At 38.0% G+C, this 13,404-nt stretch carries 16 protein-coding genes and 1 pseudogene; 3 read left to right on the top strand and 14 right to left on the bottom strand.

Going from position 1 to position 13,404, the window contains the following annotated elements; translation table 11 throughout:
- Positions 1-61 precede the first annotated feature (61 nt).
- A complete protein-coding gene (locus M3225_RS09140) occupies positions 62-376 on the bottom strand; it encodes an MTH1187 family thiamine-binding protein (RefSeq protein WP_251392762.1) in 315 nt (104 codons plus the stop codon).
- Positions 377-500: 124 nt separating this feature from the next.
- The gene (locus M3225_RS09135; protein ID WP_285885344.1) at positions 501-1,655 is read right to left on the bottom strand and encodes a C40 family peptidase; all 1,155 of its coding nucleotides are present in this window, start codon (positions 1,653-1,655) and stop codon (positions 501-503) included.
- Between the two features lie 439 nt (positions 1,656-2,094).
- On the opposite strand from M3225_RS09135, the pseudogene M3225_RS09125 reads away from it, so the two are divergent.
- Positions 2,095-3,397 (top strand): annotated as a pseudogene (locus M3225_RS09125) (catalase); the annotation flags it as partial.
- Positions 3,398-3,444: 47 nt separating this feature from the next.
- Here M3225_RS09125 and M3225_RS09120 read toward each other — a convergent pair.
- Complete coding sequence (locus M3225_RS09120) at positions 3,445-3,846, bottom strand: hypothetical protein (protein WP_251392760.1); 402 nt, start codon at positions 3,844-3,846, stop codon at positions 3,445-3,447.
- Between the two features lie 303 nt (positions 3,847-4,149).
- Positions 4,150-5,487, bottom strand: a complete 1,338-nt coding sequence (locus M3225_RS09115) for a sodium-dependent transporter (RefSeq protein WP_251392758.1) — start codon at positions 5,485-5,487, stop codon at positions 4,150-4,152.
- Between the two features lie 171 nt (positions 5,488-5,658).
- Between M3225_RS09115 and M3225_RS09110 the strand changes: the two genes are divergently transcribed.
- Positions 5,659-6,111, top strand: coding sequence for a hypothetical protein (locus M3225_RS09110; protein WP_251392756.1), 453 nt, complete (start codon positions 5,659-5,661; stop codon positions 6,109-6,111).
- Positions 6,112-6,153: 42 nt separating this feature from the next.
- Here the strand turns inward: M3225_RS09110 and M3225_RS09105 are convergent, their stop codons facing one another.
- A complete protein-coding gene (locus tag M3225_RS09105; protein ID WP_251392755.1) occupies positions 6,154-6,579 on the bottom strand; it encodes a DUF6843 domain-containing protein in 426 nt (141 codons plus the stop codon).
- 189 nt (positions 6,580-6,768) lie between these two features.
- On the opposite strand from M3225_RS09105, the gene M3225_RS09100 reads away from it, so the two are divergent.
- On the top strand, positions 6,769-6,915 hold the full coding sequence (locus tag M3225_RS09100; RefSeq protein ID WP_251392754.1) for a hypothetical protein: 147 nt from the start codon (positions 6,769-6,771) through the stop codon (positions 6,913-6,915).
- A gap of 18 nt (positions 6,916-6,933) precedes the next feature.
- Here M3225_RS09100 and M3225_RS09095 read toward each other — a convergent pair whose 3' ends face one another.
- The 9 genes from M3225_RS09095 to lepB form a co-directional block, all read right to left on the bottom strand.
- Positions 6,934-7,350: a DUF350 domain-containing protein gene (locus tag M3225_RS09095; protein ID WP_251392753.1), complete on the bottom strand. Its 417-nt coding sequence runs from the start codon at positions 7,348-7,350 to the stop codon at positions 6,934-6,936.
- Positions 7,351-7,365: 15 nt separating this feature from the next.
- Complete coding sequence (locus M3225_RS09090; protein WP_251392751.1) at positions 7,366-8,625, bottom strand: glutathionylspermidine synthase family protein; 1,260 nt, start codon at positions 8,623-8,625, stop codon at positions 7,366-7,368.
- Positions 8,625-8,945, bottom strand: coding sequence for a hypothetical protein (locus tag M3225_RS09085; protein WP_251392749.1), 321 nt, complete (start codon positions 8,943-8,945; stop codon positions 8,625-8,627). Before M3225_RS09085 ends, M3225_RS09090 begins: the two co-directional genes overlap by 1 nt.
- A gap of 14 nt (positions 8,946-8,959) precedes the next feature.
- Positions 8,960-9,403: a hypothetical protein gene (locus tag M3225_RS09080; RefSeq protein WP_251392747.1), complete on the bottom strand. Its 444-nt coding sequence runs from the start codon at positions 9,401-9,403 to the stop codon at positions 8,960-8,962.
- Between the two features lie 115 nt (positions 9,404-9,518).
- Positions 9,519-9,980 (bottom strand): hypothetical protein, encoded by a 462-nt coding sequence (locus M3225_RS09075; protein WP_251392746.1) that lies wholly within the window; start codon positions 9,978-9,980, stop codon positions 9,519-9,521.
- A gap of 216 nt (positions 9,981-10,196) precedes the next feature.
- Positions 10,197-10,331, bottom strand: coding sequence for a hypothetical protein (locus tag M3225_RS29495; protein WP_285885337.1), 135 nt, complete (start codon positions 10,329-10,331; stop codon positions 10,197-10,199).
- A gap of 137 nt (positions 10,332-10,468) precedes the next feature.
- Positions 10,469-11,356: a sulfite exporter TauE/SafE family protein gene (locus tag M3225_RS09070; RefSeq protein ID WP_251392744.1), complete on the bottom strand. Its 888-nt coding sequence runs from the start codon at positions 11,354-11,356 to the stop codon at positions 10,469-10,471.
- Between the two features lie 249 nt (positions 11,357-11,605).
- The gene (locus M3225_RS09065) at positions 11,606-12,709 is read right to left on the bottom strand and encodes an oxidoreductase (RefSeq protein WP_251392742.1); all 1,104 of its coding nucleotides are present in this window, start codon (positions 12,707-12,709) and stop codon (positions 11,606-11,608) included.
- 82 nt (positions 12,710-12,791) lie between these two features.
- Positions 12,792-13,346 (bottom strand): signal peptidase I, encoded by a 555-nt coding sequence (gene lepB, locus M3225_RS09060; protein WP_028412768.1) that lies wholly within the window; start codon positions 13,344-13,346, stop codon positions 12,792-12,794.
- Positions 13,347-13,404 lie beyond the last annotated feature (58 nt).

Here is a 13,404-nt window from a genome sequence, read left to right as displayed (position 1 = left end):
AAATATAATAAAAAAACGCCTGAGTGGATACTCAAGCGTTTTTTATTATAGTGCATATTATTTATTTCGCTTCTAATTTAGACTGTACTGATTGTAATTTCCCAGCCATCGTATGATTTTCTTTATCACGACGATCATCAATTCGTAAATTTGTACATACGCGCTGAATACCATTTTCAAAAGGTACTTCATGCATCTCTTGCACAATTTGCAGCAGCGTGCTTAATTCCCCTTCAATTAATGTATTCATAGGGGTTAATTGATATGTAATTTCATCTTCATGCTTCGCCAACACTTTTTGAATATCAGCTACGTACTGACTCACGCTTGGCGTTTCCGTACCAACTGGAATAATGGTTACATCTACAATAGCCATGTTATACACTCCTTTTATTTGTTCCATAACTATCATACCAAACCGCACAAAAATTTCCTACTTTTACGTTTATGAGGCATAGAAAAAAGGAGTAGTTCTACAACTACTCCTTTTTATTACAATCTTATAGGTAACGCTTTGCTCCTAAGTAACGTTTTGACCAGTAAGAGTTGCTCATTGAACTGATTGTTACACCTTGAGAAGATGACGCATTTAAGAATTGGCCATTTCCTAAATAAATACCTGCATGGCTGGCACCTGGTTTGTATGTTTCAAAGAAAACAATATCGCCAGGTTGAGGTGAACTTACACGTGTGCCTGTTTGATAAATAGCAGCAACCGTACGCGGTAAATTCACGCCTACCGCATTGCGGTATACATAGTTAAGGAAACCGCTGCAATCGAATCCGCTCGGCGTTGATCCACCCCAAACATAAGGTGTTCCCATAAAACGTTTACCGTATGAAATAACTTTTGAAGCTGAGCTTGAGCTTGTGCTGCTTCCTGTTGATGTTGAAGGTTTTGAGCTGCTTGAATTTAATTTATTAAGCGTATCTGGGCCCGCTTCTCCGTCTACTAATAAACCATTTGCACGTTGAAATGATTTTACCGCACTTGTTGTGATTGAGCCAAAGTAGCCTGTTACACCAGCTGAGAAGTAACCTTTATTTTTAAGTTTTTGCTGAAGGCTGCTTACTGCTGAACCGCTCATGCCTTGGCGCAAGATTGTTGAAGTACTGCTAGAACCGCCAGTTGAAGCGCTAGAACCGCCATTTTTCAACTTACTTAACGTAGCTGGACCTGCAATTCCGTCCACAGACAGTCCGTTTGCACGTTGAAATGCCATGACTGCATTTTTTGTAATTGAGCCGAAGTACTGAGTTGTAGTTCCTTTAAAATAGCCTTTGTTTTTCAGCTGTTGCTGTAAGGATTGGACGCTTGATCCGCGTGAGCCGACACGCAACAACGAACTTGAGCTAATTGATGAACTTCCGCTTCCTAGCAGCTTATTAAATGTAGATGGACCTGCAATACCATCTGCAGATAAACCATTTGCACGCTGAAACGACTTTACTGCGCTAGTTGTGATTGAACCATAATAGTTTGTTGTTGTACCATATGTAAAATAACCTTTGTTTTTTAATTTTTGCTGTAATTCTTTCACATCCGAATTACTTGTTCCTGGGTGTAGCGTAGCATCTCCTAAAGCAGCTTCACTAATTGTAGGTACTACTGTTAAAGATCCACATAACGCTAACGAATATATCAACTTTTTCATAAAAAAAGGTTCCTCCAATGCCATAATCTACTAATCTATAAGACGTTTACATTGTAACAACACATTATTACAAAATAACATCACTAATATTACATTTGTGTTACAGAAAACGACAGTAGCGTAGCTGTATGGTGTATATTGTCGTAGTTTCTTGTCGTTTAACATTTAATAAGTTCGACAAAAAAGCTAATATATTCCAATATTATTCCTTTTCTTACACTAATAATAGGTAAAAAATCACCCGTAACATTATCTTTATATTTCAAAAAAAAACAATTTATTTTTTTTTGAAATGTGAAACTTTTTTAACATTTATTCGTTTAGTGGATTTGTTCTCCTCTTCAGTAAAACAACTTTTTCTTCTAAAAATTTATATTATTTCCATATTAATGAATAAAAAAATGAGATCTGAAAAAAATAGTCTTATTTATGTTTGAAACATGGAAAAGACTCTCCAGAAACAATGCGAGACCCAAGGGGGTTTGCTGTAAAATTCTATACAGAAGACGGAAACTGGGACTTAGTAGGAAATAACCTTAAAATATTTTTTATTCGCGATGCTATTAAATTCCCTGATTTGATTCAAGGTTTTAAGCCCAATCCTGTGACAAACCGTCAAGATACCGAGCGTATTTTTGATTTTATTTCTCATACACCTGAGGCTATGCATATGATTACTTTTTTATTTTTACCTTGGGAAATACCTGCTAACTATCGCCAAATGCAAGGTTTCGGTGTTAATACATATAAAAGGGTAAACAAATATGGCAATGCGTTTCTTGTTAAATACCATTGGGAACCAAAACAAGGAATTAAAAATTTGACCCAAAAGCAAGCAGAAGAAATTCAAGCTAAAAATATAAGTCATGCCACTCAAGACTTGTATGAAGCGATTGAGAGTGGTAACTCCCCTGAGTGGGAACTTTGTATACAAATCATGGAAGATGGAGAGCATCCTGAACTTGATTTCGATCCGCTTGATAACACGAAAATTTGGCCGGAAGACCAGTTTCCGTTCCTTCCAGCGGGTAAATGGTCCTAGATAAAAACCCAAGCAACGTATTTGCTGAAACGGAGCAAGTCACATTTGGTCCAGGTGTGGTTGTAGATGGGCTAGATTTTTCTGATGATAAAATGCTGCAAGGAAGAACGTTTTCTTATTCCGACACGCAGCGTCACCGGGTGGGAACAAAGCCTATTAATGCACCGAAAAAGCATGTAGCAACAAATCAACGCGATGGTCAAATGGCCTATCATGTAGATGCTGGTCCAGGTCAGAACCCGCATGTGAATTATGAGCCTTCTTCTCTTGGAGGCCTTCAAGAAGCGCATGATCATCCAAAACCTCATCAGCCTTATGTTGAAGGAAATGTAAAAAAGAAAAAATTGACCGTACAAATGACTTCAAGCAAGCTGGTGAACGCTATCGTTTACTAGAGGACTGGGAACGTGATGAGCTTATTCAAAATTTAGTAGACGGCTTAAAATGTTGTCACCATACAGTTCAAACAAAGATGATTGAGCTTTTAACTCAATGTGATTTTGACTACGGCAATCGAGTAGCAAATGGTATCGGTCTTTTCATGCATGACGATGGTTCTTTAGAAATTGAAATAGGAACAGAAATTACTCCTACATATGGAAAATTGCCAAAAGAAGGCGGTTCACCCTTAGGAAGTAACAAAGCTGCTGATGCGGTAGAAGAAGCTAATGAAAAAGGAAAAGATACTCATCCTTATTAACAAAAAACATCCTGCAGCGACAGCAGGATGTTTTTTGGGTTAAACGCTTATGACCAAGTAACGGCAAACACGTGGTAGTCATTTTTTAAATGTGGCGCATCAATGGGTGTCCCGTGCTGATATCCTTGTTTAATTCTTTTAGGATGTAAGGGGTTAACCCATTCTTTCACTTGCTGTTTTGTACCATTTGCTAAAATATATACACAATCAGAAAATGCCCCGTCATTGTTTGGACTATCAACTTTTAGTACTTCCACTAACACATCTTGGACACACGTTTTTCTCTGAATACATGTAAGCGTATGGTAGATGATATCAGCGGACACATCGTTATTTAAACGAAAGCCCACCTTTTTTTGTTCAAAAAAAGACGAGAATGAGACGATTGGTAATGTCTTTTTTTGTTCATACGCTTGAGATAAAATCTTGACAAGAACTTCTCCACTCAAGATGATCCCTCTTTCTAAAAAACGCTTCATCACAACATATGTGAGCATTGGTTATGCTCATAGGATAATATATTATCATAGTTTAATTCTGTGGTGTTAGTCTTTTTTTGGGTTTTTACACTGGGAATTATACCCGCCTATTTCTTGCGTTTCCCTGACGTTCTCGCTACTAGCAAAAGAATTAATAATAAAATAAATACCCCTGCTCCTACAAACATATCATACAAGAAATCAAGCATCATACTCCTCCTCTTCCTCCAAAAAAATGCTATTAAAACCAAGCGTTTTAATAGCGTTTTTTCGTTAGATAAAGCCTAGCATATTAATAAATACAATGATAATTAAAACAGGTGCGATGTATCGAATGGCAAGAAGCCATAAAGAGAACCAGCGCTTCACATTCGTCGAACCATGCTTAAATTCTTCAATTAGCACATCTTTTTTCATCTTCCAAGGAACAAAGATGGCAATTAAAAGAGCACCGAGAGGCATAAGGATATTACTTACAAGAAAATCAAAAGCGTCAAAGATGCTTTTTCCAAAGATTGATACGTCACTTAATAAACCATACGATAGAGCTGACGGTATTCCTACAACGAAGATTAGTAGGCCCGAAACCCAAGATAGCTTTATACGCTTATGCTGCTCTCCTTTGGCTAATGAAGCAACAATAATTTCTAACATCGAAAATGCAGATGTCAAAGTAGCAAATAAAAACAGCGCCAAAAAGAAAGTTTGAAACACAATTCCGAACGGAAGCTGTTCAAAAATAGAAGGCAATACAATAAATAAAAGACCTGGTCCTTCCGTCGGCTTTACGCCCATTGAGAAGACTGCAGGGAAAATTGCCAGTCCTGCTAGTAAAGAAATCAAAATATTTAACGCTGAAATTGAAATAGCTGATTTTGGCAAGTTTTGCTGCTTAGACAGATACGAACTATAAGTAACCATAACCGAAACGCCTACGCTAAGCGAAAAGAATGCTTGTCCCATTGCAAACAAAATCGTTTGGGAGGTAAGCTTTGAAAAATCTGGATACAAAAAGAAAGATACGCCTTCCATCGCCCCGTCTAATGTTAAAGAACGAATAATAATAATAATAAATAAAATAAAGAGGGCAGGCATTAAAATTTTGTTTGCTTTTTCAATACCATTTTGAATGCCTCTTGCTACTACAACAATTGTTAAAAGAAGAAAAACAAATTGAGATATAACAGCGCTTATCGGATTAGCAATAGTGGAATTAAATAAACTCCCGTAGTCACTTACTCCATTCAGCTGACCCGTGACGCTTGCAAAAATATATTGTAAAATCCATCCTCCTACTACACTATAGAATGATAATAAAATAAAGCATGTGATCACGCCTAAATACCCGATTCCTTTCCATAGAGAACCGGGAGCAACTGCATCATAAGCACGAATTGCTTCTTTTTGTGTATGTCTACCTAGTACAAATTCAGCAAGCAAAAGCGGCAAACCAATAATTGCTGTAAACAAGATAAACAGTAAAAAAAAGGCCCCTCCTCCGCTTGTTCCGGCTACATAAGGCAGTTTCCAAATGGCTCCGATTCCAATTGCTGAACCGGCAGATGCCAAGATAAAGCCGAGTTTTGATGTCCATTGTTCGTTTTGACTCATTTTTTCTCACCATTTTTCTTTATTTATTCTGATTTGTCATACTATATCACACAACCCTTCTGTCGAAAAGGGTTTTTGTTGTTTTAACCCCCATCATGTGTTATGAATAGTATGTAGGTTTCCTTATTTATTTTCGTAACTAAAAAAGTTTGACAGTTAGAGGTACAAAAAATGACAAATCAGCAAGTAATACAGCAGCAATTTTTAGATAAGTTCCTTGACTTTATCTTAGTAAAATGTCCAAACTGCGAACTATGTGCGCGAGTTGTAAAACTGGATAAAAAATTGAGCGGGTCAACGCACTCATGCACGTGTCCTCATTGCGGCTATCTAGACGTAATCAACGCTGATAGCCAGAGACCGTTAGAACTTTCTGAAGCAGTAGATCCTTTTTTTCAGCTTCCGCTTTACTTAGAAACAATATGCCCTGAACGTCGACTTTGGGCTTATAACTTAGATCACCTTCAATATATTGAATCTTATATTGAAGTTAAAACATGCGGGGCTTGTTTCGACGAGCTGTCGGTTGAACACTCATTGCCAGATTGGGTAATTCATAAGCAGAAAGAAGCATTAAACGAAATTCAACGTTTAAAAGACACCGTCTTTTGCACATTCAAATGAAGATAGAAAAGAAACGTTGCTCAAGCGGCAACGTTTCTTTTCTTACGAAGAACTTTCTTCGGTAAGTTTTCTTCGATAGTCCCCGGCCTTGTCGAACTCTTTTGCGGTACCGACAAAAAAGTATGTTACCGTATGATTTTTGTTACCTTGAGTCGTTCCATGAATCATCTTCCCCTGCTTCAATTGCTTTCGCTGACCATTTTTATTTACGTAGAAATATTTATTTCTTGCCCAGCCGCCGCCACTTAAAAGCGTTTTGGTTTTCCCGACTCCCTGCTCGTTTACTTTAAATACAGTGTAGTCTCCTTCTGTCTTGCTAGGATTTCCATTATCTTTATCATATTCGACCATAACCCATCCTTTGTACCCTTCTGGTATAAGGAAAATGCTCGGTTGAGACGTTTCATCTGGGCGTCCACATCCAGCTGCGATTACAACCAATAAGCACAAAATGAGCCACCTTTTCACTTTTCCCAACTCCTTTCTTAATAAAAGACGTGCCTCTATACTGATTTTAGTTTTTGTTGAAGGTAAGATTATATTCTTTTCGCATCCCTCAATTTTTCCCAGTTCACCCAATCAAATATGCTATATTTACGTATTGTTTGTCACACACTATTAGCAGGCGTTTACAATTTACATGGGAGGATAACAAAAATGAGTTATGTTTTTTTATTTATTTTGCTCTTTGTCATTCCGCTTTACACACAGCAAAAAATTGTTCGTGCCGACCGTGAAAATACACGTACATTATTACTAACTGAACACGAGCAATCTGGACATAAAAAAAGCGATTCCCCGTAAAACAGGAATCGCCTTCTTTTAATATGTTAAACTTCCGGCTACAATAAGGCCGACGGCAATCGACGCCGCAAACAGAGTTACTCCAACCGCTACATTTCCTTCTTCTACTTTTTTGGCTAAGCTCGTTTTAGGCGTCATGATAAATTCAATAATCCAATATGCCACTACTTGAGTAATGATACCTACTATTCCCCAAAGAGTTGCATCTAACAAATTTAAGCTGTTGCTCCATACAGTGAAAATGACAATAGCAAGCCCAATTCCTTTTCCCCATAACTTCAAAGCGACCGCCACATTGCCTTTTTTTATGAGTTCACGATCGTTAAATTTTGTTGTTAATTCAAATACCATTACTCCGATAAATAATAGCCCTAACCCTACCGCTACGTGAGATAAAAAACTCCCTATACTAGCCCAATCAATCCATTGTGTCATTTTTATTTCCCCTTTTCATTTTAATCCAATCGGCAAATAATACGATTCATTATCCGTAATTTGATTTCCAGCCCGGATTCCTACTGCGCTTGCTTTTCCATTTAATAAAAAGCACCCGTACATGATATGAGCCTCTATTGTTTGCGTTTGCGTCTTCATTTTTGCAGTTGGCAAAGGAATAAACTGTTGATACACAGCAGCGTATTCTTGATATGTCTTATGTTGATCTTCGTCTATTTTGATTCCGCGTTCATTATAAATTTCAACGGTATCTCCCTCACGACCAAACGATGGTTTCTTCACAAATGCTTGTTTTCTTTCAATAAATGGATCTTCTTCTAAATACGTTGGTAAAAAGTATGTTTCAATGATGTGATGCTCTCTTTTAGTGAAAAAGAGATGATTTTGTTCATGCAAAGCCCAAATGAGTGCTTGCACGGCTTTAGACTGCAGCAAAAATGCAGAAGGCGGATTGATTATTGCTACTTGTTTTTGTTGTACCAATGTTAAAAGCATGTGCCCCACTTTTTCATGCGTACTCGGATCTTCATCTTCAATTAAATGTTCAAGCGGATAAGTTTGGCGATAGAGTACGTCTATTTTTTGTCCATATTGATCATATACGCCCGCTTCTATATGTTCACCTTCTTCAACTGTAGAGGCAGGGACAATTCGAAGCTGCGATAATGGAACGTATGTAGCATCTACATCGGCTAGCTTCATTAAATAAAGAGTGGTTAGCTTATCTTCTTCATGTGTATCATGAGAAGAAAAAACAACGTTTGGATAGTTCGTTCTATCAAGCTCATTATAAGCTTCAAAAATGGCGTGTTTTAATGCTAAAGCAAGCTTTTTTTCTTCAGGCTTATTAGGATTTTGGACCTGAAAATGACGACAGACTAACTCATTTACATGAAATAATTCTTTAATGAACGTAGGCGTATCCGCATTTAGTTCTAAAAGCTTGATTTGATCAGCCGTAACAGCAAAATCAAGGCGCGAAATCACACTTTCTGTTTCCATCGTTTTCAGTCGTAGGTACGGGAGACTAGCTTTTGGAAATCCTAAAGAAAAAAGTGTCTGATCATCTAACGAACGAAGTAAAGGTGCAGTTTTAAGAAATAATTCTCCAATTTGATTTGCGGCTTCTTTAATAGAATGAATGATATGAGAAGAATCCATATGTACGTCATAAAGAGCATACTCTGTTTCATATAAGTCGTACCAAAAACCTTCAATTTCTTTATAAAATTTTTCTCGCTTTTCTTTATGCATTACCCGCCAAAACCGCCTTTAGAGCCGCTCCCAATTCCAGATTTATACGAGCTGCTTGATTTAAATGATTTATAGGGCGATGATGAGGTCAGCTGTTTTTTAGAGCCGTAGTAGCGGCCTCCGTGATAATATGAACCGCTGTGCGAAGAAGAAGAATCTGAACAGTAGTACGTTTGCGTATCTTCATCCCATTTCCACTTGTCACACGATTTATCTTTCGGTTTAGCCGGTCTTGCCTGATCAGTTGAACCACAGGCAACGAGTGATGTCATTAAAGCTGTGGTCAAAACCCCAGCCATCATTTTTTTTGTTTTCGACATTACGTCTTTCCCCCTTAATACGTTACGCCTGTTTTTGTTACATATAAACTGTACACGCGGCGATCTTCATCAATTTCTGCAGAGTCTCTTTCCCATTCTAATCCATTGTAGTATGTATAAATAGTTCCGATATAGCTTAATACTTCCAAATGCGTATAAAATGAAGAGACGAATAAAATTGGATGTTCTCGAAGAGAATTGAGTTCGCGGACTTCTAACGTAATATCTCTATTATCGTCTTCTACCTGCTCTTTCGCTCCTTGCTCATGTTCCTTTACATAAATAATATGGATGTCATCTTCGATTGCAGATGAAGTTTGTTTATACGTTATTCCTTCTTTAACAAAAAATTCGCATTCTCTTCTTGCTAAAATTTGTTCAAGTTCAATAGATTGATAGTGATAAATAGATACAAACGTATCATCAGGCTTCAGCAGTCGGTATTCTAACTTTCCCATTGTGCAACTCCTTTTGTGACTTTTTTGTGAACGTTCTTTAATAAATACGCACAGATTTTCAAAAAGTTCCAATTTTTCTCATATAAAAAGGCTTAGCTTCAAATAAGCTAAACCTTTATTTTTTTATCACATCTGTCACGACTTCATAACCGCCTGTGTAGGGGTCGAATACATATTCAAGCATGCCGTTTCCACGATTTACTTTAAATAGATAACGGTATTTTTTAGGGCTGTCTTTTGCTGGATATACGTATTTTCCTTTTTGAAACTGACTTAGCAAGAGCTGTTCTCTTTGCGCAAGTATTTTTTTTGCTTCATTATAACCATACAGCGGGAGATTTTTGGCATAGAGAACCGGTACAAACACAAGCACAACGACTGAAATCGTAATAAGCCCTTGTTTGAACCACCGCATAAATCTCTTTGGATTTCGTGAAAGCAACATCGTTATTACAATTACTGTTAACAAAGGAACAATATATACTTGAACATACGGAATGTTTGCAAATACAGGTCGATTAATCAATAAGACAATAACTTCGATAGCTGCTACTAATACTAAAATAAAATAGACCACTTACGCTTCACACCTCGACGATTCAATGAATTTTATATGTGTTAGAAAGTATTCCCACTCATGGATGAACTCGTCTATTGTATCATAAGACGCAAAAAAAATATCTACGCTCGTCTATTTTGCGGAATTCAGATAATAAAAGAGATTGAGACATAACTAAATCAATCCAATCTAAAGACGAACAAATTGGATAAATGAGCTAGTATAACTCACTTGTTACACCGCTGTTGATTTCCGTGCAAGACTTCGCTTTCCGCGGACAGGCGATGAGCCTCCTCGTCGCTTACGCTCCTGCGGGGTCTCACCTATTCCGCTTTTCCCGCAGGAGTCTTCGCCTTGCCCTCCAATCAACAGCTAGAAGCAACTACATACATGAAACCTACGTTCACCATACCAATGAAAAAATCCGAACGAGTTGGATTCTCAATCAAGAATCAAACTCGTTCGGATCTTCCTTCAACTAAAATACTTTTGTCCCAGCCTCTTTATTACGAAACTTCTACGTTTCGATTTTGATTATATTTTTTTCCTTGTAAAAGTGAGTAGATGATCGCTGCTGCCCACACAATAAATATGAATGCATACACAGCTATCTGAGTTGTGCTGCTTGATACCCATGTATTTAAGAGTGTTCTAGCATTTGTTAAAATGATAAACCCACCAACAAGCGAACCAAGCAAGTGAGCAGGGATAATACGAACAAACCATGCAGCAATCGGAGCCGCAATAATTCCGCCAATCATAAGGGCTCCTACCCAGAACCAGTTTACCTGCTCCCACCCAAGAGAAATTAAAAAGCCAAGTGTAGCCGAGACGGCAATAGCAAATTCACTTGTATCCACGGTCCCAACGACTTTCCGTGCCGTTGTGCCTTTTTTAGCTAGCAATACAGGCGTTGCAATCGGCCCCCAGCCGCCGCCTCCTGTAGCATCAGCAAATCCAGCAATTAATCCTAACGGAATGGACTGCTTCGTTGATAAAGGTTTGGTGCTCTTTTCTTCATTTGTTTTAAACGTAAATAAAAAGCGAAATAACACATAAACTCCTAGGAGCAATAAGAATGTTGAGACGTAAGGTCTTACTGCATCTCCGGGTAAATTACTTAGGAAGCAGGCTCCCACAAAAGCCCCGATGGAACCAGGGATAATCAGTTTTAAAACCATCGATTTATCTACGTTTCCAAATTTAATATGTGAAACGCCAGAGGCTGCTGTTGTTACAACTTCTGCTAAGTGAACAGATGCTGAAGCCACAGCTGGTGCAATTCCAAACGTTAAAAGTAGCGTAGTTGATGTCACCCCGTATGCCATTCCGAGTGATCCATCAATTAACTGAGCTAAAAAGCCAATAAGTGCAAATGTAATTAACTTTTTCATGTTGTCCCTCCACTTTCATCTTCTGTTAGAAAGCACAAAAAGACCTCTAACAGTTGTTTGCTAGAAGCCTTCGGTATGTCCGATCAGCTGTCCGTTTTATAAATAAGTTGTTTATATTGTAATCCTAACTATTCCTAGAAGTCAACTGTGTTTTTGGTTTTTCTTTTAGTCTATGCATGCTGCTTGGTTATAGTATCAGTAAAGTAAAATTCTTCTTGTTAAGTCACAAATATAAAAACTACCGCTTACTTAAAAAGAGCGGTAGTCTTTATGCAGGTCTTTCCAGTGAGTTAGCACTTCAGGAGGCAAACTCACATCTTTATCTAATGACTTCACATCCATAGAAGCAGGCTCATCGCTATTTATCACTTTTTCCACCCAATCTGGCTGTACGACTAATGCTTGTTCAATCGTAATTAAAGCCAGCCCTTGCTCAAAAGCTTCTGCTACTTCTGTTGCCGTAAGGCCTCCTGTACTCACAAGAGGGACCCGGTGATTAACGTGCTTAATAATCGAAGAAAGCAGTGAACGATTTTCTTCACTCCTTAAGGTAGGTTCATGCAAAGCACTAATATGTAAATAGTCAATTTCTGTATGAACAAGACGATCAATCCACCCAAGGGTATCTTCCACTTTATTTCCTAAATATCCTTTTTCTTTGGGCGCTAATGTATACCCCACAATAAATGGTTTACCCGCATGAGTTGCTCGACGCGTCACTTCACGAATAACTTCAAGCGCAAAAGTGAAGCGATTTTCTGCGCTTCCTCCATAAGAATCACTTCGTTCATTTGCTTGCCTTGACATAAACTGCTGCAGTAAACATTCATTTCCTCCGTCAATTTCCACTCCATCAAACCCTGCTTCCATAGCTCTTGTGGTAGCTTCGCCAAATGCTTGAACAATATAAGTCAGATCGCGCTCGGTCATTTGAACAGGCTTTTTGCCTTTACGTTTATGAGGCTTTTCACTCGGGCTAATTGCTTGCCACTTATTTTCCATTTCTACGCATTTTCTTCCCCCGTGTGATAGTTGAAGAATCGCTTTAGCTCCTCTTTTATGAATCATCTGAGTCAGTTGATGAAGCTTTCGTATTACATGATCACGATGAATTCCGATTTGACCACGTGCTACTTGGCCATTTTCTGTGATAAATGCGGGGCCGATAATTACCATACTGACGCCCCCTACTCGTTTTTCGTAAAAAGTCAGATCGATATCGGATATTTCCCCGTTTTCCCGTGAAGCGTATGTGAGTATAGGTCCCATTGCTAATCGGTTTTTCATCTCAAGAACATCAACAAATTTAAAATGCTTAAATAATTTTTCGTAGGCCGTCTTCAATTGGTTCACACCTTTTTTCCCTTAGCTTGCCCATCTTTAGGCGGAGTAGACGCAGGCATAAAAAAAGAAATACCTTCATGGGCATTTCTTTTTACGTTGTTTTTCTTATTTTTTTGACGGGATAAAATACAAATTCGCTTTTTCCAACAATCCGTTTCTCATCAATGAGACCTAGACCGTTGCGGCTATCCATACTGTACAGACGGTTATCACCCATTACAAATACTTCGTTTTTAGGTATTTGAACAGGTTCAAAATCTCCTGTAAGCTCCATATCCATGTTGTTGGCAATTTGACGATTCGTTTTTAAATAAGGTTCACTTACTTTTTTATCATCAATATAAAGCTGATCTTTTTTCATTTCAATTTTTTCACCTGGCAGACCGATTACTCTTTTTACATAATGCTTATTCTTAGCCTCATCTTTAATAATCACAATATCTCCGCGGCGAATATCATGGAGTGAATACGACAGTTTATTCACAAACAAACGCTCTCCGTTATGCAGCGTTGGGTTCATTGAAGCGCCTTCTACAATATACGGAGAAAATAAAAATGCGCGAATCATAAATACTAGAGCGATAGCGAAGATAATAGTTTTGAATATGCTGCGTAATTGATCGCTTTTTGTTTTTTCCGTAGTCAATATACTTTGTCTCCTTTGTACAGCTCACTTTTCTTATGTAAAAAAGCAAGAAACCTCT

This window comes from Priestia aryabhattai (assembly GCF_023715685.1).
GTDB classification, from domain to species: Bacteria; Bacillota; Bacilli; order Bacillales; family Bacillaceae_H; genus Priestia; species Priestia aryabhattai_B.
The sequence above is the reverse complement of the archived record's forward strand: the minus strand, read 5'-3'. Positions and strand labels throughout refer to the sequence as shown.

Excerpts from the sequence above, each read along its gene's own strand:
- M3225_RS09140 (WP_251392762.1), bottom strand. The coding sequence starts at position 376 with ATGGCTATTGTAGATGTAACCATTATTCCAGTTGGTACGGAAACGCCA.
- M3225_RS09135 (WP_285885344.1), bottom strand. The coding sequence starts at position 1,655 with ATGAAAAAGTTGATATATTCGTTAGCGTTATGTGGATCTTTAACAGTA.
- M3225_RS09115 (WP_251392758.1), bottom strand. The coding sequence starts at position 5,487 with ATGAGTCAAAACGAACAATGGACATCAAAACTCGGCTTTATCTTGGCA.
- M3225_RS09110 (WP_251392756.1), top strand. The coding sequence starts at position 5,659 with ATGACAAATCAGCAAGTAATACAGCAGCAATTTTTAGATAAGTTCCTT.
- M3225_RS09100 (WP_251392754.1), top strand. The coding sequence starts at position 6,769 with ATGAGTTATGTTTTTTTATTTATTTTGCTCTTTGTCATTCCGCTTTAC.
- M3225_RS09095 (WP_251392753.1), bottom strand. The coding sequence starts at position 7,350 with ATGACACAATGGATTGATTGGGCTAGTATAGGGAGTTTTTTATCTCAC.
- M3225_RS09090 (WP_251392751.1), bottom strand. The coding sequence starts at position 8,625 with ATGCATAAAGAAAAGCGAGAAAAATTTTATAAAGAAATTGAAGGTTTT.
- M3225_RS09085 (WP_251392749.1), bottom strand. The coding sequence starts at position 8,945 with ATGTCGAAAACAAAAAAAATGATGGCTGGGGTTTTGACCACAGCTTTA.
- M3225_RS09080 (WP_251392747.1), bottom strand. The coding sequence starts at position 9,403 with ATGGGAAAGTTAGAATACCGACTGCTGAAGCCTGATGATACGTTTGTA.
- M3225_RS09070 (WP_251392744.1), bottom strand. The coding sequence starts at position 11,356 with ATGAAAAAGTTAATTACATTTGCACTTATTGGCTTTTTAGCTCAGTTA.